General features: G+C 67.6%; 19 protein-coding genes. 13 read left to right on the top strand and 6 right to left on the bottom strand.

The annotated features are described in order from the left end of the window. Positions 1-603: a response regulator gene (locus tag J7U46_RS18000; RefSeq protein WP_282828324.1), complete on the bottom strand. Its 603-nt coding sequence runs from the start codon at positions 601-603 to the stop codon at positions 1-3. After that, positions 596-2,563 carry a PAS domain-containing sensor histidine kinase gene (locus J7U46_RS18005; RefSeq protein WP_282828325.1) on the bottom strand — a complete coding sequence of 656 codons (1,968 nt, stop codon included), beginning with the start codon at positions 2,561-2,563 and terminating at the stop codon, positions 596-598. The genes J7U46_RS18000 and J7U46_RS18005 overlap by 8 nt, the downstream gene beginning before the upstream one ends. A 168-nt stretch (positions 2,564-2,731) precedes the next feature. Between J7U46_RS18005 and J7U46_RS18010 the strand changes: the two genes are divergently transcribed. The 12 genes from J7U46_RS18010 to cobA all read left to right on the top strand — a co-directional run bounded on the left by J7U46_RS18010 (position 2,732) and on the right by cobA (position 16,351). Beyond that, positions 2,732-3,757 carry a TRAP transporter substrate-binding protein gene (locus tag J7U46_RS18010; RefSeq protein WP_282828326.1) on the top strand — a complete coding sequence of 342 codons (1,026 nt, stop codon included), beginning with the start codon at positions 2,732-2,734 and terminating at the stop codon, positions 3,755-3,757. 19 nt (positions 3,758-3,776) lie between these two features. Then, positions 3,777-4,343: a TRAP transporter small permease gene (locus tag J7U46_RS18015; RefSeq protein ID WP_282828327.1), complete on the top strand. Its 567-nt coding sequence runs from the start codon at positions 3,777-3,779 to the stop codon at positions 4,341-4,343. A gap of 11 nt (positions 4,344-4,354) precedes the next feature. Further along, positions 4,355-5,635, top strand: a complete 1,281-nt coding sequence (locus tag J7U46_RS18020) for a TRAP transporter large permease subunit (RefSeq protein ID WP_282828328.1) — start codon at positions 4,355-4,357, stop codon at positions 5,633-5,635. Between the two features lie 95 nt (positions 5,636-5,730). Further along, complete coding sequence (locus J7U46_RS18025) at positions 5,731-6,141, top strand: FKBP-type peptidyl-prolyl cis-trans isomerase (protein ID WP_282828329.1); 411 nt, start codon at positions 5,731-5,733, stop codon at positions 6,139-6,141. Between the two features lie 43 nt (positions 6,142-6,184). Then, on the top strand, positions 6,185-6,796 hold the full coding sequence (locus J7U46_RS18030) for an ANTAR domain-containing protein (protein WP_282828330.1): 612 nt from the start codon (positions 6,185-6,187) through the stop codon (positions 6,794-6,796). Between the two features lie 225 nt (positions 6,797-7,021). Next, on the top strand, positions 7,022-8,284 hold the full coding sequence (locus J7U46_RS18035) for a CmpA/NrtA family ABC transporter substrate-binding protein (RefSeq protein WP_282828331.1): 1,263 nt from the start codon (positions 7,022-7,024) through the stop codon (positions 8,282-8,284). Between the two features lie 10 nt (positions 8,285-8,294). After that, positions 8,295-9,194, top strand: a complete 900-nt coding sequence (gene ntrB, locus J7U46_RS18040; protein WP_282828332.1) for a nitrate ABC transporter permease — start codon at positions 8,295-8,297, stop codon at positions 9,192-9,194. A gap of 4 nt (positions 9,195-9,198) precedes the next feature. Next, complete coding sequence (locus J7U46_RS18045; protein ID WP_282828333.1) at positions 9,199-10,005, top strand: ABC transporter ATP-binding protein; 807 nt, start codon at positions 9,199-9,201, stop codon at positions 10,003-10,005. Further along, positions 10,002-12,428 (top strand): nitrite reductase large subunit NirB, encoded by a 2,427-nt coding sequence (gene nirB, locus J7U46_RS18050; RefSeq protein WP_282828334.1) that lies wholly within the window; start codon positions 10,002-10,004, stop codon positions 12,426-12,428. The genes J7U46_RS18045 and nirB overlap by 4 nt, the downstream gene beginning before the upstream one ends. An 11-nt stretch (positions 12,429-12,439) precedes the next feature. Further along, positions 12,440-12,820, top strand: coding sequence for a nitrite reductase small subunit NirD (gene nirD / locus J7U46_RS18055; protein WP_282828335.1), 381 nt, complete (start codon positions 12,440-12,442; stop codon positions 12,818-12,820). 4 nt (positions 12,821-12,824) lie between these two features. After that, positions 12,825-15,587: a nitrate reductase gene (locus tag J7U46_RS18060; protein WP_282828336.1), complete on the top strand. Its 2,763-nt coding sequence runs from the start codon at positions 12,825-12,827 to the stop codon at positions 15,585-15,587. Then, positions 15,584-16,351 carry a uroporphyrinogen-III C-methyltransferase gene (cobA, locus tag J7U46_RS18065; protein WP_282828337.1) on the top strand — a complete coding sequence of 256 codons (768 nt, stop codon included), beginning with the start codon at positions 15,584-15,586 and terminating at the stop codon, positions 16,349-16,351. Before J7U46_RS18060 ends, cobA begins: the two co-directional genes overlap by 4 nt. Before the next feature lie 4 nt (positions 16,352-16,355). On the opposite strand, the gene J7U46_RS18070 is transcribed toward cobA, so the two are convergent. Together J7U46_RS18070 and J7U46_RS18075 are read right to left on the bottom strand one after the other, a co-directional pair. Continuing rightward, complete coding sequence (locus J7U46_RS18070; protein ID WP_282828338.1) at positions 16,356-16,868, bottom strand: DUF1203 domain-containing protein; 513 nt, start codon at positions 16,866-16,868, stop codon at positions 16,356-16,358. A 61-nt stretch (positions 16,869-16,929) separates the two neighbouring features. Continuing rightward, complete coding sequence (locus J7U46_RS18075; protein ID WP_282828340.1) at positions 16,930-18,465, bottom strand: methyl-accepting chemotaxis protein; 1,536 nt, start codon at positions 18,463-18,465, stop codon at positions 16,930-16,932. Between the two features lie 112 nt (positions 18,466-18,577). Here J7U46_RS18075 and J7U46_RS18080 point away from each other — a divergent pair, with 112 nt between their 5' ends. Next, positions 18,578-19,354: a type III pantothenate kinase gene (locus tag J7U46_RS18080; protein WP_282828342.1), complete on the top strand. Its 777-nt coding sequence runs from the start codon at positions 18,578-18,580 to the stop codon at positions 19,352-19,354. Here J7U46_RS18080 and J7U46_RS18085 read toward each other — a convergent pair whose 3' ends face one another. Both J7U46_RS18085 and J7U46_RS18090 read right to left on the bottom strand, forming a co-directional pair. Then, positions 19,355-20,149 (bottom strand): potassium channel family protein, encoded by a 795-nt coding sequence (locus J7U46_RS18085; protein ID WP_282828344.1) that lies wholly within the window; start codon positions 20,147-20,149, stop codon positions 19,355-19,357. 71 nt (positions 20,150-20,220) lie between these two features. After that, positions 20,221-22,056 (bottom strand): hypothetical protein, encoded by a 1,836-nt coding sequence (locus J7U46_RS18090; RefSeq protein ID WP_282828346.1) that lies wholly within the window; start codon positions 22,054-22,056, stop codon positions 20,221-20,223.

Here is a 22,056-nt window from a genome sequence, read left to right on the forward strand (position 1 = left end):
TTAGCCCTGCGCCAGCAGCGTCGCCAGCTCGGCTGCCGAGCGCAGGCCGAGCTTGGCGAAGACGCGGGCGCGGTGAACCTCGACGGTGCGGATGGAAACATGCAGCTCGTCCGCAATCACCTTGTTCAGCTTGCCGGCCGCGACGCGGTGCATCACCTCGCGCTCGCGTTCGGTGAGCGAGGCGAGGCGGGCCGTGCGCTCGGCCGCATGGGCGCCTTCGGCCTGCATGGCCGCTTCGACGGCCAGGGCCTGCTCAATGCGGTCGGCCAGCGCGTTGTCGCTGTAGGGCTTTTCGAGGAAGTCGAAGGCGCCTTTCTTCAGCGCGTCGACCACCATGGGGATGTCGCCATGGCCGGTCAGGAAGAGCACCGGATTGCGCAGCCCGCGCGCCAGCAGTTCATCGTGCAGACGCGTGCCGGTCATGCCCTCCATGCGCACGTCGAGCAGGAAGACGCCGCGTGGCCGGTGGCTGAGCGCATCCAGCGCGGCCAGCACCGCCGCGCCGCTCTCGAAGGGCCGCACCTGCAGGCCGCGTGAGCCCAGCAAAAAGGCCAGTGCGTCCCGCACATCGTGGTCGTCGTCGACCAGCCAGACATCAGACATCGCTCAGCGCCTCCTCTTCATCGCCCTGATTGTCTTGATCGGCCCTCACCAAGGGCAGGCTGAACGAGAAGCGGGCACCGCCGCCCGCCGCCTCGCCGGCATCGAGCAGGCCCTGGTGGGCCTCGACGATGGAGCGGCAGATCGCGAGGCCCATGCCCATGCCTTCGCGCTTGGTGGAATAAAAGGGCGCGCACAGCTGCTCGGCCGTGAGGCCTTGCAGGCCGGGGCCGTTGTCCTGCACGTCGATGCGGACGAAGCGCTCGCCGGCGCGGCGCGCCGAGACCTCGATGCGGCGCGGCTCGGGATGCGCCGACAAGGCATCGGCGGCATTGCGCACCAGGTTGATCACGACCTGCTCGACCAGCACGGCATCAGCCACCACGTCGGGCAGATCCGGGTCCAGCTGCAGCTTGAGCTCCACGCGTGAGCGGGCCAGCTCCTTGGCTAGCAGGCTGACAGCATCGGCGATCACGCCGGGCAGGGCGCAGCGCTCGCGCTGCGGTTCGCGCCGGGTCAGGAACTCGCGGATGCGCTGCACCACGCGGCCGGCCTGGGCGGCCTGCTGGCCGAGGCGTTGCAGGGCACCCATCACGACGGGATCGGCGCCCCCCTGGCGCTCCAGCGAATTCAACACGCCGGCGTTGTAGCTGGCGATGGCGGTGAGCGGCTGGTTCAACTCATGGGCCAGCGTGGAGGCCACTTCGCCCAGCATGGTCAGGCGCGCGTTGTGGGCCTGCGTCTCGACCTGGCGGCGTTCGCGTTCTTCCAGCCGCTTGCGCTCGGTGATGTCGAGGATGGAGCCCATCCAGCCGATCTGCTGGCCGGCGGCATCGACCAGCGGCGACTCGAACACCAGCACCTCGATCGCATGGCCGTCGCGGTGGCGCCAGCGGGCTTCGTAGCCCTCGCGCGGTGCCTCGCCGGCCAGCGTGCGGCGGTTGCGGCGGGCCACTTCCTCGATGGCATCGGGTGGCCAATACGGCATGGGCGGCGTGAGCCCGAGCAAAGCTTCGGCCGGCCAGCCGACCAGCTCGCAGAAGGTGCGGTTGACGTACAGCAGCCGCCCCTCAGCATCGCGGGCCCGCAGCCCCACGAGGGCCGAGTCTTCCATGGCCTGTCGCCAGGCGGCCTCGGTGCGCCAGGCACTCTCCGCCTTCATCACCTGGCGCATCTGGCGGCGCAAGAGCCAGCTCGCCACGGCCGACAAAGGCAGGAAGCCGGCGATCAGCACCAGGGCCAGCGGCTTGAGCGCCGTGGGCTGGGGCTCGCGCAGCGTCAGCACCAGGGCGGCGTCGCTGAGCGCGGCCTCGGCCAGCGGGCCGGTGCGCAAGGGGCCGGTCAGGGCCACACGGTAGCTGGGGCCGGGCGTGGGGGCCGGCCGCAGCTCCTCGGTGCTGGCGATCACCAGGTCGGCGCTGTCCACCATCTGCACCGCGTACTTGCGCGACAGCCACCAGGGCACGCCGTTCTTCAGGAGCAGGGTGGGGTCGTAGCGCACCACCAGCTGGCCCTCGCGGCCCTCGGCACCGACCGGCTCGACCAGGTGCAGGCTGAGGCCGTCGCTGGCCGTGCTGCCCTGTGTGGGCAGCTGGGCGATCTGGCGGTTGAGGCCGTCCAGCCAGGTGACGCTGAGCCAGAGCCGGCGCAGGCCCACATTGACCTCGGGCCGCGCCGCCAGCGCCTCGGCACCGGCGTGCTGGCCGGCCAGGCCCGTGGCGAGGCGCCGCAGCAACGCTGCCTCCTCGGCGATGCGGTTGCGCAGCTGGGCCTCGGTGGACAGGGCATCCGTGATCAGGGTCTGGCGTTCCAGCTCGCGCTCGGCGAGCTCGTTGGCCCACACCCAGGCGATCACGCCGGCCACGAAGACCAGGGACAGCAGCAGCGGCAGGGTCCACAGCAGCGGCCGCCAGCCACCCCGGCGGGGGTGGGCGTCGTCTGACGTGCTGGGCCGGGCTTGCATGGCGGAAAGTCTACGGGCGCTGCGCGTGGCCGTGCCCGTGGTGCAGCCGCAAATGTGGATGTCCACAATTCCCCCCGCCCCGGGGGGCTTCAGACAATCGCCCGCACAGTGGCCGGAGCGTCCATCGCTCATCCTTCACGCAGGCCACGCCACCAGGAGACATTCATCATGACCCAGCGCCCCCACCTTGCCCGTCGCACCCTGGCCCTCGCGGCCGCCGGCCTGCTGGCCTTTGCCAGCTTCGGCGCCCAGGCCCAGAGCCCCATCGTGATCAAGTTCAGCCATGTGGTGGCGCCGGACACCCCGAAGGGCAAGGGCGCAATCCGCTTCAAGGAACTGGCCGAGCAGCGCACCGGCGGCCGCGTCAAGGTGGAGGTCTACCCGAACAGCCAGCTCTACAAGGACAAGGAAGAGCTGGAGGCCCTGCAGCTCGGCTCGGTGCAGATGCTGGCCCCGTCGCTCTCCAAGTTCGGCCCGCTGGGCGTCAAGGAATACGAGGCCTTCGACCTGCCCTTCATCTTCAAGGACACCGAGGCCTTCCGCGCCGTGACCGAAGGGCCGGTGGGCGCCGGCCTGTTCAAGAAGCTGGAGGCCAAGGGCATCACCGGCCTCGCCTACTGGGACAACGGCGCCACCCACATGACGGCCAACAAGCCGCTGAAGAACGTGGCCGACTTCAAGGGCGTGAAGATGCGCATCCAGGCCAGCAAGGTGCTGGACGCGCAGATGCGCTCGCTGGGCGCGCTGCCGCAAGTGATGGCCTTCAGCGAGCTCTACCAGGCGCTGCAGACCGGCGTGGTGGACGGCACCGAGAGCACGCCGTCCAACATCTACACGCAGAAGGTCTATGAGGTGCAGAAGCACATGACGCTGTCTGGCCACGGCCACCTGGCCTATGCCGTCGTCGTGAACAAGAAGTTCTGGGACGGCCTGCCGGCCGAGCTGCGCAGCCAGCTCGAAGGCGCCATGAAGGACGCCACCACCTACGCCAACGCCATCGCCGCCACCGAGAACGCCACGGCGCTCGACAAGATCAAGGCCAGCGGCAAGACCACCATCTACACGCCCACGGCGGCCGAGATCAACGAGATGAAGAAGGCCACCTCGGTGGTGCACAAGGAGATGGAGTCGCGCGTCGGCAAGCAGATGATCGCCGACATGTACAAGGCGGCCGGCTACGTCGTCGCCAAATAAGGCACGGGAGCGATCTGCCATGTTCAACCGCTTCCTCAACCACCTCGAGGAATGGCTGATCGCCTTCCTGATCGGCGGTGCCACGCTGGTGATCTTCGCCGCCGTGGTGCACCGCTACCTGTCCGGCGTGCCCTACATCCAGGACTACACCATCCAAATCAACATGAGCTGGGCGCAGGAGCTGTGCATCTTCATGTTCGTCTGGATGGCCAAGTTCGGCGCGGCCTATGGCGTGCGCACCGGCATCCACGTCGGCGTGGACGTGATTCTGCGCAAGCTCAAGGGCCGGGCGCACAAGGCGCTCGTGCTCGTGGGCCTGCTTGCGGGCGCGCTGTTCACCGGCACGGTGGCGGTGATGGGGGCCAACTTCGTCTGGCACATGTCCGAGACCGAGCAGACCTCGGTGGACCTGGAAGTGCCGATGTGGATCGTCTACCTCTGCGTGCCGCTAGGCTCCTCGCTGATGAGCTTCCGCTTCCTGCAGGTGGCCTGGAGCTTCTTCCAGACGGGCGAGCTGCCCCACCATGACCACGGCCATGTCGAGGGCCTGGACGACGACGACCAAGCCGCGCCGGCCAAGGCCTGAGGAGCACAAGCATGAACGCTGCCATCATCTTCGTGCTGCTGATCCTGCTGATGCTGACCGGCATGCCGATCAGCATCTCGCTGGGCCTCACGGTGCTCACCTTCCTCTTCACCATGACCGAGGTGCCGATCCAGTCGGTCGCCTTGAAGCTGTTCACCGGCATCGAGAAGTTCGAGATCATGGCGATCCCGTTCTTCATCCTGGCCGGCAACTTCCTGACCCATGGCGGCGTGGCGCGGCGGATGATCCGCTTCGCCACCAGCATGATCGGCCACTGGAGCGGCGGCCTCGGCCTTGCCGGTGTGATGGCCTGCGCGCTGTTCGCGGCGGTGTCGGGCTCCTCGCCAGCCACGGTCGTGGCCATCGGCTCGGTGATCCTGCCGGCCATGGTCAAGCAGGGCTTCCCCAACCGTTTCGGCGCCGGCATCCTGACCACCTCGGGCTCGCTGGGCATCCTGATCCCGCCGTCCATCGTGATGGTGATGTACTCGGTCTCGACCAACACCTCGGTGGGCTCGCTGTTCATCGCCGGCGTGGTGCCGGGCCTGCTGCTCGCGATCTGCCTCGGGTTCACCACCTGGTTCATCGCGCGCAAGAACAACTACCCGCGCATGCAGAAGGCCAGCTGGGCCGAGCGCTGGAAGGCCTTCCGCGAGAGCGTCTGGGGCCTGCTGCTGATCGTCATCGTGATGGGCGGCATCTACACCGGCATCTTCACGCCGACGGAAGCGGCAGCCATGTCGGCGGTCTATGCCTTCGTGATCGCCACCTTCGTCTACAAGGACATGTCCTTGAAGCGCCTCCCGAAGGTGCTGCTGGATTCGGCCAGCATGAGCGCGATGCTGCTCTACATCATCACGAACGCCGTGCTGTTCAGCTTCCTGATGACCAGCGAGAACATCCCGCAGGCCATGGCCGACTGGATGATCGGCCAGGGCTTCGGCCCCATCGCCTTCCTGCTGGTCTGCAACATCCTGCTGCTGCTGGCCGGCAATGTGATGGAACCCAGCTCCATCGTGCTGATCCTCGCGCCCATCCTGTTCCCGGTGGCGATGAAGCTCGGCATCGACCCGGTGCACTTCGGCATCCTGATCGTCGTGAACATGGAAGTGGGCATGTGCCACCCGCCGGTGGGCCTGAACCTCTACGTGGCCTCGGGCATCACCAAGATGGGCATCTCCGAGCTGACCGTGGCCGTCTGGCCCTGGCTGCTCACGATGCTGATCTTCCTGGGCGCGGTCACCTATGTGCCGCAGATCTCGCTGTGGCTGCCGCACCTGCTGCTCAAGTGACGGGGGCTTGAAGCTCAGTGCAGGGCCCGCTTCGGCGGGCCCTGCCGTTTCAGCGCGGTGCGATGATGCGGCGTTTTCCATTTCGCAGACCGCTCATGCGCCAGATCCTCGCTGCCAGCCTTCTTGCTGGCCTCGCTCTCGTTGGTACCGCACAGGCGGCCAGCCCCGTCACCACGCCCTCCGGCCTGGTCTACACCGAGCTCGTGGCCGGCAAGGGCCCAACGCCCAAGCCCACCGACAAGGTCCGCGTGCACTACCACGGCACCTTCCTGGACGGCCGCGTGTTCGATAGCTCGGTGGAGCGGGGCGAGCCTTCCGTCCTGCCCTTGAACCGCGTGATCAAGTGCTGGTACGAAGGCGTGCAGCTGATGAAGGTGGGCGGCAAGGCCAAGCTCAACTGCCCGGCCGCCTTGGCCTATGGCGAGCGCGGTGCCGGCGGCGGCAAGATTCCGCCGAACACGCCGCTGAACTTTGAGATCGAGCTGATAGGCATCGTCACGCCTTGAAGATCGCGCCGCCGGGCATGCTTCTTGCGCCGATCTGGCCAAGATGCCCGATTCCCCTGACTTCCCGCCTCCCAGCCTTCGCGTCCTCCTGATCGACGACGGCGCGCACCGCATCGCCCTAATACGCGATGAGTTGACGCGCCTGGGCTGCGAGGTGTTGGGCGTGGTGGAGCTGGCCACCCTGATCCACGACTGCGTGCAGCGGCTCAAGCCCGATGTGGTGATCGTGGACAGCGAATCGCCGACGCGCGACACGGTGGAGATGCTGGCCACGGTCTCGGAGACGCTGCCGCGGCCGGTCGTGATGTTCTCGGAGGACGGCAGCGGCGAGACCATGCGCCGGGCCCTCAAGGCCGGCGTGAGCGCCTATGTGGTGGACGGCCTGCGGGCCGAGCGCCTGGCGCCGGTGCTGCAGGTGGCAATCGCCCGCTTTGAGCAGGACCTGGCGCTGCGCCAGGAGCTGGGCCGCGCCCAGGCTCAGCTGGCCGGTCGCAAGAGCGTGGAGAGGGCCAAGGGCATCCTGATGAGCGAGCTGGGCCTGGACGAAGACGCGGCCTACAAGCGCCTGCGCAGGCTCGCGATGGACCGAGGCGAGCCCCTGGCCGCCGTGGCGGACCGGGTTATCGACGCGCACTCCCTCTTGCGCCCTGGTTGATGTTGCGTCGCACCAATCTGGCGCAACACTGCCGGCAAACAGTGCATCGCAGCCGCCAAAACCCTCCGAAATCGCTGGCACGCTTTCTGCTGAACTGAAGCCGACGGGCCCGCAACGGCGTGGGCTTTTCTGGAATCGAACAAGGACAAAGGCGTCCGACCGATGGAGACACGCGAGTGCTCTCTGGGTCGCGACGCCTTTGTCCTTTTCTGCTTGGAGATCTCGATGAACCGCACGAACGCAATGCCCATGCACAACAAGGAGGGTCTGATGAGCGAAGAACGCCGCACATTGCTGGCCGGCGCTGCCGGTGCCGCCGTGAGCGCCCTGAGCCCCATGGCCTGGGCCGCCGGCTCCGACAAGCCCGAGAAGGAGGAAGTGCGCATCGGCTTCATCCCCTTGACCGACTGCGCCTCCATCGTGATGGCCTCGGTGCTGGGCTTCGACAAGAAGTACGGCATCAAGATCATCCCGACCAAGGAGGCCTCCTGGGCCGGCGTGCGCGACAAGCTGGTGAATGGCGAGCTGGACATGGCCCATGTGCTCTACGGCCTGATCTACGGCGTGCACCTCGGCGTCAGTGGCCCCAAGAAGGACATGGCCGTGCTGATGACCCTGAACAACAACGGCCAGGCCATCACGCTCTCGAAGAAGCTGGCCGACAAGGGCGCGGTGGATGGCGCCTCGCTTGCCAAGCTGATGGCCACCGAGAAGCGCGAGTACACCTTCGCGCAGACCTTCCCGACCGGCACGCATGCGATGTGGCTGTACTACTGGCTGGCCAGCGCGGGCGTGAATCCGATGAAGGATGCCAAGGTCATCACCGTGCCGCCGCCGCAGATGGTGGCCAATATGCGCGTCGGCAATATGGACGGCTTCTGCGTTGGCGAGCCCTGGAACCACCGCGCGATCGTCGACGGCATCGGCATCACCGCCGTGACCACGCAGGACGTGTGGAAGGACCATCCCGAGAAAGTGCTCGGCACGACCGGCGAATTCGCCAAGAAGTACCCGAACACCGCGCGCGCCGTGATCATGGCCGTGCTCGAGGCCAGCCGCTGGATCGATGCGGGCCTGCAGAACAAGCTGAAGATGGCCGACACCATCGCCGACAAGTCCTACGTCAACACCGGTGTCGACGCGATCAACCAGCGCATCCTCGGCCGTTACCAGAATGGCCTCGGCAAGACCTGGGACGACCCCAACCACATGAAGTTCTTCAACGACGGGGCGGTGAACTTCCCCTATCTGTCGGACGGCATGTGGTTCCTCACCCAGCACAAGCGCTGGGGCCTGATCAAGGAACATCCCGACTACCTGGGCGTGGCCAAGCAGATCAACCAGATCGAGCTCTACAAGCAGGCCGCTTCGCAGCTGAAGGTCAATATTCCTTCGGCGCCCATGCGCACAAGCAAGCTGATCGACGGCGTGACCTGGGACGGCAAGGATCCGGCCAAGTACGCCGACTCCTTCAAAGTGAAAGCCTGAGGAGCGTGCCATGGTCTCCGCCGTCTTTCATTCCCCGCGCGAAGTGATCACTGAAGAGCCAGCCGCGGTGGCGGCCAAGCCTCGCGAGCCGGTGGCTGTCGCGGCCAAGCCGCAGCCCAAGCCGCGCGCAGCGCTCGACTGGCGCGCCTTCTGGATGCGCGTCCTGCCACCCATCCTCGGCATGGCCTTGCTGGTCGGCGTGTGGGGGCTGCTGACGCAAAAGGGCGGCAGCTTTCCCACGCCCGCTCAAACCTTCGATGCCGCCGTCAAGCTCTTTGCCGACCCCTTCTACAGCAAGGGCCCGAACGACCAGGGTATAGGCTGGAACATCCTGTTCTCCTTGCAGCGCGTGGCCATGGGCTTCGGCCTCGCGGCGCTGGTGGGCATTCCGCTGGGCTTCATCATCGGCCGCTTCGAGTTCGCGAACCGCATGGTCTCTCCGCTGATCAGCCTCCTGAAACCGGTGTCGCCGCTGGCCTGGCTGCCCATCGGCCTGCTGGTCTTCAAGAGCGCCAACCCGGCCGCGATCTGGACCATCTTCATCTGCTCGATCTGGCCGATGGTCGTGAACACCGCCGTGGGTGTGCAGCGCGTGCCGCAGGACTATCTGAACGTCGCCCGCGTGCTGAACCTGAGCGAGTGGAAGGTGATCACGCGCATCCTGTTCCCGGCCGTGCTGCCCTATCTCTTGACCGGCGTGCGTCTGTCCGTCGGCACCGCCTGGCTGGTGATCGTGGCGGCCGAGATGCTGACCGGCGGCGTGGGCATCGGCTTCTGGGTCTGGGACGAGTGGAACAACCTGAACGTCCAGCACATCATCATCGCGATCTTCGTGATCGGCATCGTGGGCCTGGCCTTGGAGCAACTGCTGATGCTCGTGGCCAAGCGCTTCTCCTTCAGCGAGGACTGACCCCATGAGCAACAGCAAAGCTTTTGTCCTGGTGCAGGACGCTGAGATGGTGTTCTCGACCCGCAAGGGCCAGTTCCATGCGCTGCGCGAGATCAACCTCGAAGTGCAGCGCGGCGAGTTCATCACGCTGATCGGCCATTCGGGCTGCGGCAAGTCCACGCTGCTGAACTTGATCGCCGGGCTGCTGTCGCCCACCCGTGGCGGCCTGATCTGTGATGGCCGCGAGATCGCCGCGCCCGGCCCTGAGCGGGCGGTCGTGTTCCAGAACCATTCGCTCCTGCCCTGGCTCACGTGCTTCGAGAACGTGTACCTGGCGGTCGAGCGCGTTTTCGGTGCCGAGGAGACAAAAGCCCAGCTCAAACAGCGCACGACTGATGCGCTGGTGCTGGTCGGCATGGGACATGCGGCCGCCAAGAAGCCGCAGGAAATTTCGGGCGGCATGAAGCAGCGCATCGGCATCGCCCGCGCGCTGGCCATGGAGCCTAAGGTCTTGCTGATGGACGAGCCCTTCGGCGCGCTTGACGCGCTGACCCGCGCCAAGCTGCAGGACGAGCTTCTGAAGATCGTGGCGAGAACGCAGAGCACGGTGGTGATGGTGACGCACGACGTGGACGAGGCCGTGCTGCTGTCGGACCGCATCGTGATGATGACCAACGGGCCCGCCGCCACCATCGGCGAGATCCTCTCGGTGGACTTGCCGCGTCCGCGTGACCGCGTGGCGCTGGCCGAAGACCCGGTCTATGTGCATGCCCGCAAGGCGGTGATCGACTTCCTCTACACCCGCCATGCCCATGTGGAGGCTGCAGCATGAAGAAGATGAAACTGGTGATGGTGGGCAACGGCATGGCCGGCGTGCGCACGCTGGAAGAGCTCTTGAAGATCGCGCCCGATCTCTACGACATCACCGTGTTCGGCGCCGAGCCGCATCCGAACTACAACCGCATCCTGCTGTCGCCGGTGCTGGCCGGCGAGCAGACGCTGGACGAGATCGTGCTCAACCCGCTCGCTTGGTACGCGGACCACGGCATCACCCTGCACCTGGGCAAGAAGGTCGCGCAGATCGATCGCGTGCGCCGCAAGGTCATCGCGGAAGACGGCACCGAGGCCGAGTACGACCGCCTCCTGATCGCCACCGGCTCCACGCCTTTCATCCTGCCGGTGCCCGGCAAGGAGCTGGACGGCGTGATCGCCTACCGCGACATCGCCGATACCAACGAGATGATCGACGCGGCCACGAAGTACCAGCATGCGGTCGTCATCGGCGGCGGCCTCTTGGGCCTGGAAGCGGCCAACGGTCTGATGCTGCGCGGCATGCAGGTGACCGTGGTGCATCTGGGCGACTGGCTGATGGAGCGCCAGCTCGACGACCAGGCGGGCGACCTGCTGCGCAAGTCGCTGGAGTCGCGCGGCCTGCGCTTCATGCTGGGCGCGCAGACGCAGGCGCTGATCGGCGGCAAGGATGGAAGAGTGATGGCCGTGCAGTTCAAGGACGGCAAGGAGATCCCGGCCGACCTGGTGGTGATGGCCGCCGGCATCCGCCCGAACACGGCATTGGCCGAAAGCGCCGGCCTGCATTGCAACCGCGGCATCGTCGTCAGCGACACCATGCAGACCGTGACCGACCCGCGCATCTACTCGGTCGGCGAATGCGCAGCCCATCGCGGCATCGCCTATGGCCTGGTGGCACCGCTGTTCGAGCAGGGCAAGGTCTGCGCCACGCACCTGGCCGAGTTCGGCATCGGCCGCTATCAGGGCTCGCAGACCAGCACCAAGCTCAAGGTCACCGGCATCGACCTGTTCAGCGCCGGCGACTTCATGGGCGGTGAGGGAAGCGAAGAAATCCTGATGAGCGACCCCTTCGCCGGTGTCTACAAGAAGCTGGTGATCAAGGACGACAAGCTCGTGGGCGCCTGCCTCTATGGCGACACGGTGGACGGCAGCTGGTACTTCAAGCTCTTGCGCGAGGGCCGCAAGATCGCGGACATCCGCGACAAGCTGATGTTCGGCGAGTCCAACATCGGCGACGTCGGCCACCAGGGCCACAACAAGGCGGCCGCCATGGCCGACTCGGACGAAGTCTGCGGCTGCAACGGCGTCAACAAGGGCACGATCTGCAAGGCGATCAAGGAGAAGGGCCTGTTCACCTTGGAGGAGGTGCGCAAGCACACCAAGGCCAGCGCCTCTTGCGGTTCCTGCACCGGCCTCGTGGAGCAGCTGCTGATGTTCACGGCCGGCGGCGACTACTCGGCCACGCCCAAGAAGAAGGCGATCTGCGCCTGCACCGACATGAGCCACCAGGACGTGCGCGACGCGATCTTCAAGGAGCACATCACCAGCCTGGATTCGCTCTACGTCAAGCTCGGCTGGAAGAGCGCCAATGGCTGCGCGACCTGCCGGCCGGCGCTGAACTACTACCTGATTTCATCCTGGCCCAAGGAGGCCGAGGACGATCCGCAATCCCGTTTCATCAACGAGCGCGCGCACGCCAATATCCAGAAAGATGGCACGTACTCGGTGATACCGCGGATGTGGGGCGGGGAGACCACGAGCTCGGAGCTGCGCAGGATTGCGGACGCGGTCGATAAGTACAAGATCCCGACGGTCAAGGTCACCGGCGGCCAGCGCATCGACCTGCTGGGCGTGAAGAAGGAGGACCTGGTCAGTGTCTGGAAGGACATCGGCATGCCCTCGGGCCATGCGTATGCGAAGGCGCTGCGCACGGTCAAGACCTGCGTGGGATCCGAGTGGTGCCGCATGGGCACCCAGGATTCGACGCAGATGGGCAAAGACCTGGAGCGGGCCATGTGGCGCATGTACGCGCCGCACAAGGTCAAGTTCGCGGTCTCGGGCTGCCCGCGCAACTGCGCGGAGGCCGGCATCAAGGACGTGGGCATCATCGGCGTGGACTCGGGCTGGGAGATGTACGTGGCCGGCAACGGCGGCATCAAGACCGAGGTGGCGCATTTCTTCGCCAAGCTGAAGACCGCCGAAGAGGTGCTGGAGTACACCGGCGCCTTCATGCAGCTCTACCGCAAGGAGGGCTGGTACCTGGAGCGCACGGTGCACTACGTCTCGCGCGTGGGTCTGGACCATGTGAAGGCCAAGATCCTCGATGACCACGACGGCCGCAAAAAGCTCTGGGCCGAGCTGCAGTTCGCGCTCGATGGCGAGCCCGACCCCTGGTTCGATTTCGACAAGGCCAAGGTCGACCTGCGTCAGTTCCAGCCCGTCTGAGGAAGCAAGCAATGAGCGAATGGAAATCGATCTGTGCCGTGTCCGACATCCCCGTGCTCGGCTCGCGCCGCGTGCAGCGCGCCAAGGGTCCGCAGGTGGCCCTGTTCCGCACGGCCGACGACCAGGTCTATGCGCTGCTGGACCGCTGCCCGCACAAGGCCGGACCCTTGAGCCAGGGCATCGTCTTTGGCAAGGCCGTGGCCTGCCCCCTGCACAACTGGACCATCGGCCTCGATACCGGCTGCGCCCGCGAGCCTGACGAAGGCAGCACGCCCAAGTTCACGGTCAAGGTTGAGCAGGGTCAGGTCTTGCTGAGCCAGCAGGAGCTGGACACGGTGGCGATCGACCTGGAGCCGGTCAAGGCTGGCCCCTGCACCCGCGCGCACTGCTGAACCCATGCAAGAGACACGCTCCACCTGCCCCTACTGCGGCGTTGGCTGTGGGGTGATCATCGAGAGCGAGGCGGGCGCCATCACCGGCGTGCGCGGCGACCCCGAGCACCCGGCCAACTTCGGCCGGCTCTGCAGCAAGGGCGGGGCCCTGCATCTCACCGCCACGCCCATCGTCTTGCAGACCAAGCGGCTCCTGCGGCCCTTGCAGCGGCTGGCGCGTGGCGGCGATCTGCAGGCGGTCAGCTGGGACCAGGCCAATGCGCAGATCGCCGAGAAGCTCTTGAGCATCCGCGCGCTGCACGGCCCGGACGCTATCGGCTTCTACATCTCCGGCCAGTTGCTGAGCGAGGACTATCACGCCTTCAACAAGCTGGCGCGTGCCCTGGTCGGCACCAACAACATCGACAGCAACTCGCGGCTGTGCATGAGCTCGGCCGTGGTGGGCTACAAGCAGAGCCTGGGCTCGGACGCGCCGCCGGCCTGCTACGAAGACCTGGACCACGCCGACTGTCTCTTCATCACCGGCGCCAACCCCGCCTGGGCTCATCCGATTCTTTTCCGCCGGCTCGAAGCGGCGCGTGCGGCGCGGCCGGAGATGAAGATCATCGTCGTCGATCCGCGTCGCACCGAGACGGCCGAGTTCGCCGACCTGCACCTGCAGATCCAGCCCGGCAGCGATGTGGCGCTGTGCCACGGCCTGCTGCACGCCATGATCTGGGAAGGCTGGCTGGACGCCGCCTTCATCGCCGAGCACACGGAAGGCTTCGATACCTTGAAGGCCCTGGTGCGCGACATGCCGCCGGCCAAGGCCGCGCGCCTGTGCGGCATCACGGAGGCCGACCTGCTGCAGGCCGCGCGCTGGTTCGCCACCTCGGGCGCCACGCTCTCGCTCTACTGCATGGGCCTGAACCAGAGCACCAGCGGCACGGCCAAGAACACGGCGCTGATCAATCTGCATCTGGCGACCGGGCAGATCGGCCGGCCGGGAGCTGGCCCGTTCTCCTTGACCGGCCAACCCAATGCCATGGGCGGCCGCGAGACCGGTGGCATGGCCACGCTCTTGCCGGGCCACCGCGATCCGGCAAACGCCGAGCACCGCGCCGAGATTGCGCGGCTCTGGGGTGTGGAGGCGCTGCCGGCCGCGCCGGGCAAGACCGCCATCGAGATGTTCGAGGCTGCCGCGCGCGGCGAGCTGAAGGCGCTGTGGATAGCCTGCACCAACCCCGCGCAATCGCTGCCCAACCAGGCCCTGGTGCGCGCCGCGTTGGAGCGCTGCGAACTGGTCATCCTGCAGGAGGCCTTCACGGGCACGGCCACGGCGGGCTATGCCGACTTCGTGCTGCCGGCCGCCACCTGGGGCGAGAAGGAAGGCACGGTGACCAACAGCGAGCGCCGCATTTCACGCGTGCGTGCCGCGATTGCAGCGCCCGGCGAGGCACGCCCTGACTGGCAGATCGTGCGCGATGTGGCGCAGCAGCTGGAGCTGCAATTGCGTCCGACCCAGCCTTCCCTGTTCGTCGTGGACAGCCCGGAAGCCCTGTGGCTGGAGCACCGTGAAGCCACGCGCGGCCGCGACCTGGACATCACCGGCCTCAGCTACGCGCTGCTGGAGCAATCGCCTCGGCAATGGCCGTTCCCTGAAGGCGCGAGCGCAGGCCGCGCGCGGCTCTACGAAGACGGCAGCTTCGCCACGCCCAATGGCCGTGCCCGCTTCATCGCCAAGCCGGCTGCCGGTGCCGTCGACAAGATCGACGCGGCCTACCCGTTTGCGCTGACCACCGGCCGCATGCGCGACCAGTGGCATGGCATGAGCCGCAGCGGCGCCGTGCCGCGTTTGATGGCCTTCGATGCCAAGCCGGCCGTGCGCCTGAATCCGCAAGACCTGGCGCGGCGCGGCCTGCGCGACGGTGAGCTGGGACAGCTGAAGACGCGGCGCGGCACCCTGGTGCTGCCGCTGCAGGCCGACGAGGCGGTCGCCTCCGGCCAGGCCTACATCCCCATGCACTGGGGCGCAGAGTTCATCGGGGGCGAAGGCGTCAATGCGCTGACGCAGGATGCCTTCTGCCCCGATGCCCGCCAGCCCGAGCTGAAGTTCGCGGCGATGAATGTGCAGCGCGCGCAACTGCCCTGGCGCATCAGTGCTGCGGCCTGGGTGCCTGCTGCTGAGAGCGCCGCGCTGCGCGAGCAGTTGCGCGCGCTGATGCCCGAGTTCGGCTATGCGCAGTGCCTGCCGGTGCCGCCGCAAGCCGAGGCCTTTGGCGATGGCGAGGGCTGGTGCCTGGATGCGGCGCTGGCGCAGTCGCCCGAACCGGCGCTGCTGCAGCGCCTGGCCGCTGTGCTCAAGCTCGAAGGCGTGGGCGTGCTGCGCTATGCCGACACGCGGCGCGGCCGCCACCGCGCGCTGCGCCTGGCGGGCGAGGGCGCCGAGGCGCGGTTGCAGGCGCTGCTGCGTGTGGGCGAGGGTGAGGAGGGCGCCTGGCTCACCGAGCTCTGGCGCGAGGCGCAGGCCGCGGCGCCGCATGGCCGCTGGCTGCTCGCGCCCGAGGCGCAGATGCCGCAGGGCCTGCAGGTCGCCAGCCCGCAGGTCTGCAACTGCTTCAACGTGCGCGAGGACGGCATCCGTGCCTGCCTCGCGGCTACCAGTGGCGCGCCGGACGAACGCCTGGCGCAGCTGCAAGGCCAATTGAAATGCGGCACGCAATGCGGCTCCTGCCTGCCAGCGCTGCGCCGCCTGGTTGCCGAAGTTCCTGAAGAGGTGATGACATGACGACCGTTAGCCTTGTTGGTGCCGGCCCAGGCGATCCGGAACTGTTGACCGTGCGCGCGCTCAAGCGCCTGCGGGACGCCGACGTGGTCCTGACCGACGACCTGGTCGATGCCCGCGTGCTGGCTTTGCTTCGGTCAGATGCCCGCGTGCTGCGCGTCGGCAAGCGCGGCGGCTGCGTGTCGACGGAGCAGCGCTTCATCCACGAGCTGATGATCCGCGAGGCGCGCAGCGGCGCACGGGTCGTGAGGTTGAAAGGGGGCGACCCCTTTGTTTTCGGACGGGGTGGCGAAGAGGTCACGGCGCTGCGCGAGGCCGGCATCGAGGTCGAGGTGGTGTCGGGCCTGACCGCCGGCATCGCCGCGCCGGCCAGCATCGGCATCCCGGTGACTGACCGCCGCCATGCACCCGGCGTGGCCTTCGTCACCGGCCACCGTCAGGACGGCGAGGATGCACCCGACTGGGCGGCCCTGGCCCGCAGCGGCCTGACTCTGGTGATCTACATGGGGCTGGCCCGCGCCGAGGAGCTCGTGGCCTCGCTGCGCGCCGGCGGGATGCCGGCGGACATGCCGGCCGCCGCGATTGCAGCGGCCCACACGGCGCAGCAGCGCCAGGTGATCTGCACGCTGGCGACCTTGCCCGCCACGCTGCGATCTGAGGGCATCGCCAGCCCGGCCATCCTGGTGATCGGTGCCGTCGTCAATGAAGCGGTGCCCTGGCAGACGCTGGTCGGAGAGACCGGACTGCTGCAGGTTGCTGGCGCCTGAGCGGTCAAGCCCGCTCGACGCGGCACTGGAAGCAGTTGAACTTGGAGCGGATGTGGACGTAGGCCACATCGGGGTCGTCCAGGATGCGCTCGCATTCGGCCTCCAGCTCGGTGCCGGCCACCACCTTGCCGGTCTCGTAGCGTATCCAGTCGCTGCGGTCATAGCCGCGCACCAGGGCCGGTTGCAGGAAGGCGAACCAGGCGGGCAGGCGGTCGCTCGCGTAGTGCGGGCAGTCCTGCTGGTGCAGGAAGATCGGGCTCACCTCGGCATAGGGCTGAACGGTGTCGAAGGGGCGATAGGCCAGCACCCGCATCTCCTCGCCCTCGGCGATCAGCTGCAGGCAATGCCGGCAGGGGTTGCCCTGGCCCTCGGCCCGGGTGCGCAAGGCGGGCTGGCCATGGGCGTCGGCGCCGTCCTGGCGTATCAGGTTCACGAAATCCGAGGCAATGCCCCATACAGCCAGCTTGTCCATTGAGTCACCCGTCAGCGGCGAGACCTCCTCGCCTTCGGATGCCATTGAAGCCCGGCAGCGCGGGCTTGGCTGGCCGTATCCGGACCTGTCAGCGCGCTGAAGTGCTTCAGCGCAGCCGGAAGTTGCTGACCACGTCGGAGAGCTTGACCGCCTGATCCTTCAGGCTCTCGGCCGCCGCCGCGCTCTCTTCTACCAGGGCAGCGTTCTGCTGCGTCATCTGGTCCAGCTCGGTCACGGCATCGTTGACCGTGCCAATGCCCGCGCTCTGCTCGATGGTGGAGGCGCTGATCTCGGCAATGATGTCGGTCACGCGCTGCACGCTGGCCACGATCTCGTTCATCGTCGTACCGGCGTCCTGCACCAGGCGGCTGCCGGCCTCGACCTTGTCCACGCTGGTGTCGATCAGCGACTTGATCTCCTTGGCCGCGCCGGCCGAGCGCTGCGCCAGCGAGCGCACCTCGGAGGCCACGACCGCGAAGCCGCGGCCCTGTTCACCGGCCCGCGCCGCTTCGACGGCCGCGTTCAGCGCGAGGATGTTGGTCTGGAAGGCGATGGAGTCGATCACGCCGATGATGTCGGCGATCTTCTTGGAGCTGCTGTTGATCTCGTCCATGGTCGAGACCACCTGGCCCACCACCGTGCCTCCGCGCTGCGCCACCTGGGCGGCGCTGCCGGCCAGCTGGTTGGCGGTGGAGGCCGCATCGGCGCTCTGGCGCACCGTGGTGGTGAGGCCGCTCATCGAGTTGGCGGTCTGCTGCAGGTTGGAGGCCGTCTGCTCGGTGCGCTGGCTCAGGTCCAGGTTGCCGGAGGCGATCTCGGCGCTGGCGGTCTGGATGCTGTCGGCACTCAGGCGCACCGCGCCCACCATGCGGTTCAGCGAGTCCTGCATGGTGGCGAGGGCTCGCTGCAGCGCGCCGATCTCGTCGCTGCGGTCGGCGCGGATGTCCTGGCTGAGGTCGCCTTCGCCGATGCGCTGGGCCTGGCCGGTCACCTCGTGCAAGGGCTGCAGCACCGAGCCGGCCAGGAAATGCGTGGCCACGCCCATCATGGCCACCAGCGAGGCCATCACGGCCGCGACCAGCCAGACGGTGCGCATGCGCTCGGCCGTGGCGGCATCGCGCAGGCCGTCGGAGCGTTGCTGCTGCAGCTTGACGAAATCCTGCTGGGCATCGAGGTAGCGCTTCAGCGCGGGCATCAGCTTGTCCTGCAGCAGGGCGGCGGCCCCGGCCGCGTCGCCACCGGCCTTGAGCTTGCTGACGTCGCCGCGCACGGCGATGTAGGCCTTGCGCGTGTCGGCAATCTTGGCCATGGCGGCCTTTTCCTCGGGCTCGGTGGCGAGCTCCTCCAGCTTCTTCTGGATCTCGGAGATGGCGGCCGTGGTGGCCTCGATCTCGGGCTTGAAGGTGGCCGTGACCGCGCCATCGCTGCTGATGATGCCGGCCACGGCGCGCGTGGCATTGGTCTCGGTCTGGCCGCGCCAGCGCAGGGCCAGTTCGAACTTCTGTTGCTGGCGCGTCTGGCTCAAACGGGCTTCCTCGGCCAGGCCCTTGGTTCGCAGGGCTGAGGCCACGGTCATCAGCAGCACCGCCAGTGCCAGGCCGGCCACCGGCATCCAGAGTTTGCTTCGCACTGAAAAGTTCATCGGGCTCTCCCATGCACCAAGACAGTGATGCTTATACCCTGGTGCCAGGCCCACCGGTTTGTTCAAAGTCGAGGCTGTTACGCTTGCCGCCACTGCAACGGTCAAACGTCACATGAGTTTCCTGGCCATCGACATCGGCAATACGCGGCTCAAGTGGGCGCTCTATGCGTCGCCCCAACCCGGCGCAGCGCTGCTGCAGCATGGGGCGGTGTTTCTGGAGAACATCGACCGGCTGGCCGAGACCGAGTGGGCCACCCTTGTTCAGCCGCACAGCATGCTGGGCTGCAACGTCGCCGGCGACGCCGTGCGCCGCCGCGTTGAGGAGCAGCTGGAACAGCTGGAGCAGTGGGACATCGAGCCGCGCTGGGTGGTCTCCGGGCCGCATGCGGGCGGCGTCACGAACGGCTATGACCATCCCAGCCGCCTGGGCACGGACCGCTTCGTGGCGCTGATAGGCGCGCGCTCGCTGGTTGTGCGGCGCGGCCAGCCCCGGGCCTGCCTGGTGGTGATGGTGGGCACGGCCGTGACCGTGGACGCGCTGGATGCCGACGGCAATTTTCTTGGCGGTCTGATCCTGCCGGGCCACGGCATCATGCTGCGGGCCCTGGAAGGCGGCACGGCCGGCCTGCGCGTGCCCACCGGTGAGGTGCGCGAGTTCCCGACCAACACCTCGGACGCCCTGACCAGCGGCGGTACCTATGCCATCGTGGGTGCCATCGAGCGCATGCACCGCCATCTGCAGCGGCGGTGTGGCCAGTCGCCGCTGACGGTGATGACCGGCGGTGCAGGCTGGAAGGTGGCGCCGGCCGTGGAGCTCGAGCATGAGCTCCATGAATCCTTGATCTTTGACGGCATCCTGGCGCTGCAGGCGCAGCGGCTGGCGCTCTGATCAGCCCCGTTCGCGCCCTTGCTCTGCCAGTTGCTCGCGCAGCAGCTGGATGTCCTCGCGCAATTCGCGCAGCTGCGCGTGCATGTCGCGCAGGATGTCCTGCTCCATGCGGTGTTCCGAGGTCTCGACCCACATGGCGGCGATGGCGGCGGTGACCAGGGACAGCACGGCATAGCCGAGCAGCACCACGAAGACGGCGAAGATGCGCGCGGCCGGCGTGGTCGGCACGAGGTCGCCGTAACCCACCGTGGCGGCGGTGGTGAAGGCGAGCCACAGACCCTCGCCCAGGCCCTGGACGCCGGGCTCCAGCGCCCAGAAGCCGACGCCGCACAGGACGAACACCACCAGGGCAATCAACAGCAGGTAGGTCAGCCCCCCTCGCGTCACCCACGACTTGATGGCCCAGACCATGCGCGCCAGCGTCAACATGGACACGATCAGGCGCGCGGCCAGGGCCCCGTGGGAGGCGGCGCTGGGGGGCAGGCTGGCGGCGGCGAGCAGGCCGGCCATGAGCACCAGGTCCAGCGCATTGGCGCGCAGGTAGTCGAGCGGCTGCGGCAACTGTCTGGCCACGCGCCACAGCGAGGTCATGACCAGCAAGGCCGCACTCAGGTAGATGCCAATGGCCAGCGGGGTCGGCAGGTTGTCCAGCAGCTCGATGTAGAAGGCCGGCACGGTGCACATCAGCGCGATCAGCACCGGCCAACGCCAGCGGGCCTCGGCGCGGCTGGCTGCGGCATTCATCTGGGGTGGTTTGGCCAAGCCCCAGCTGCGGGTGGAGATGCGGTGCGGCATGCGGCCAAGACTAGCGGCGCGCGCCGCGCTGCGCGTTGACTCGAATCAAGCATCGGGCGGCCGGGCCTGAGTCAGGCCTGGCGGACCTTCACTCTTGCATGCTCGTTGATGCCCATCGCGCCGAAGAACAGGGCCACCAGGCGGTGGGCCTCGGTGAAGATCACCGCGCGGTTCTCGCTGCGGCGGGTCAGCACCCAGTTCAGGAGATCGCCGGCCGCCATGAAGTCCAGGCGTATCAGCAGCGGGCAGTGGATGATGATGGTCGTGGCCGCGCCGAGCTGGCCGGCCATGGTCTTGAGCTGCTCGCCGATGTCGCCGGTCATCTGGCCCGAGAGTTCGAGCTGCACGTTGGCAGGCAGCTGGGCCATCTCGGTGATCTGTGATTCCAGGAAACTGGTCGTCTGCTCGCTGCCATGCACCGTGGTCGGGGGCATGCCGGCCGTGGACAGTGACTGGCCGCTGACGCGCACCCGGCACTTGGTCGGCTCCCAGGACGGCGGCGAGACCTCGTAGGTCACGCAGTAGTCGATGGCGGCCTCGTCGAAATGATCGGGGCGGTTGACCAGGCGCAGCGCCTCCAGGCGCAGCATCCAGAAGGCCGTGTCGGTGGTGCGCACCGAGACCGGCGCCAGGTCCTTCAGCAGCTGCAGGAACTGGTCGCCCGACAGCCAACGGATGTCCAGCGGCTGCAGGGCCCAGCTGCGCAGCAACTGGCGCAGGCGGCCGGCGGCATCGACGTCCAGGCTCTTCAGCGGGCCGAAGTCCAGCACCCAGGGCAGGGGCATCAGCTGGCAGCGCTGCTCCAGCTTGATGACGGCTTCCAGGTTGAGTTGCTCGGGCGCGGTCCAGCTGACGCCACCGGCCTTGGCATTGGGCACCTTCTCGCTGCGGGCGGCTTCTGACACCAGCTTGGGCATGGAGAAATACTGCGGCGCTGAGAGGCCGAACTGCTGCGCGTACTCCAGCGCCAGCGGCTCGAACTTGGCGGCCTGGCCGGTGGCGCGGTACAGGTCGAACAGCACCAGCCAGGTCTCGGCGTGCAGGTTGCGCGGGCCGCCCGCTCGGGTCAGCTCGACCAGGTCGCGCTCACAGCTGTCGTAGTCGGCGTTGGCGAAGGCGATGACGGCGTTGTCGAGTTCGGCGTCATGCACCAGCTCGGTCGGCTCGGCGGGTGCCGAGACCGGCGGTGGCATCGGCAGCTCGGGCCCGGGCGGCGGCGCGACGGCGGGTGGCGGCGGCGCCGGACGCTGCTCGGCCAGCTTGAAGCTGAGCGCGGGCTCGACCTCGAAATGCAGCTCGGGCAGCCGACTCGGCGCACCGCTGGAAGGGGGCGACATGCCGGCACCCATGGTCGCTACGGCCGGTGCCGGCGGCGCTTCCAGGCGCTCGACCTCCTCGGGCGAGGAGAACTCGCTGACGCGGCCGGCCGGCGGCTCGGTCGTCGTGGAGGCAAAGTGAATGGGGCGGGTGCTGGTCTCGAAGAAACCGGGCGGATGGGCGGGCTGCTGGACCTGCGTGTTGGCGAAGTTCTCGCCAGCCATCTGCTGTTCGATCTGATCGATCTTGGCCTTGAGGCCCTGCTCCAGCTTGGAGTCGATGCCGCTGTTGCGCGCACCGCCGCTGGCGCCGCGCTCCATGTCGTCGATGCGGGACGAGGAGCCTCCGAGGGCCGCCAGTTGCTCGGGTGTCAGGCCTTCGCGGCGGATGCGGCGCAGCATGTCGAGCTCGCGCTTGCGCACGAAGTCGTTGCGGCGCTTGCGCTCCACCATCGCGCGCAGCTCGGCCTTGGCCGCATCGGCCTCGGGATCGTCCTGGCGGGAATTCAGCTCGGCCCAGTCGGTCGTGGGGTTGGCCACGAAGCGCGCGACCTTGCGGAAGAAGCTCTCGCCGTCTTTCGGATCAGTCAT

It is taken from the genome of Pelomonas sp. V22 (assembly GCF_030014915.1).
Classification (GTDB): Bacteria; Pseudomonadota; Gammaproteobacteria; order Burkholderiales; family Burkholderiaceae_C; genus JAUASW01.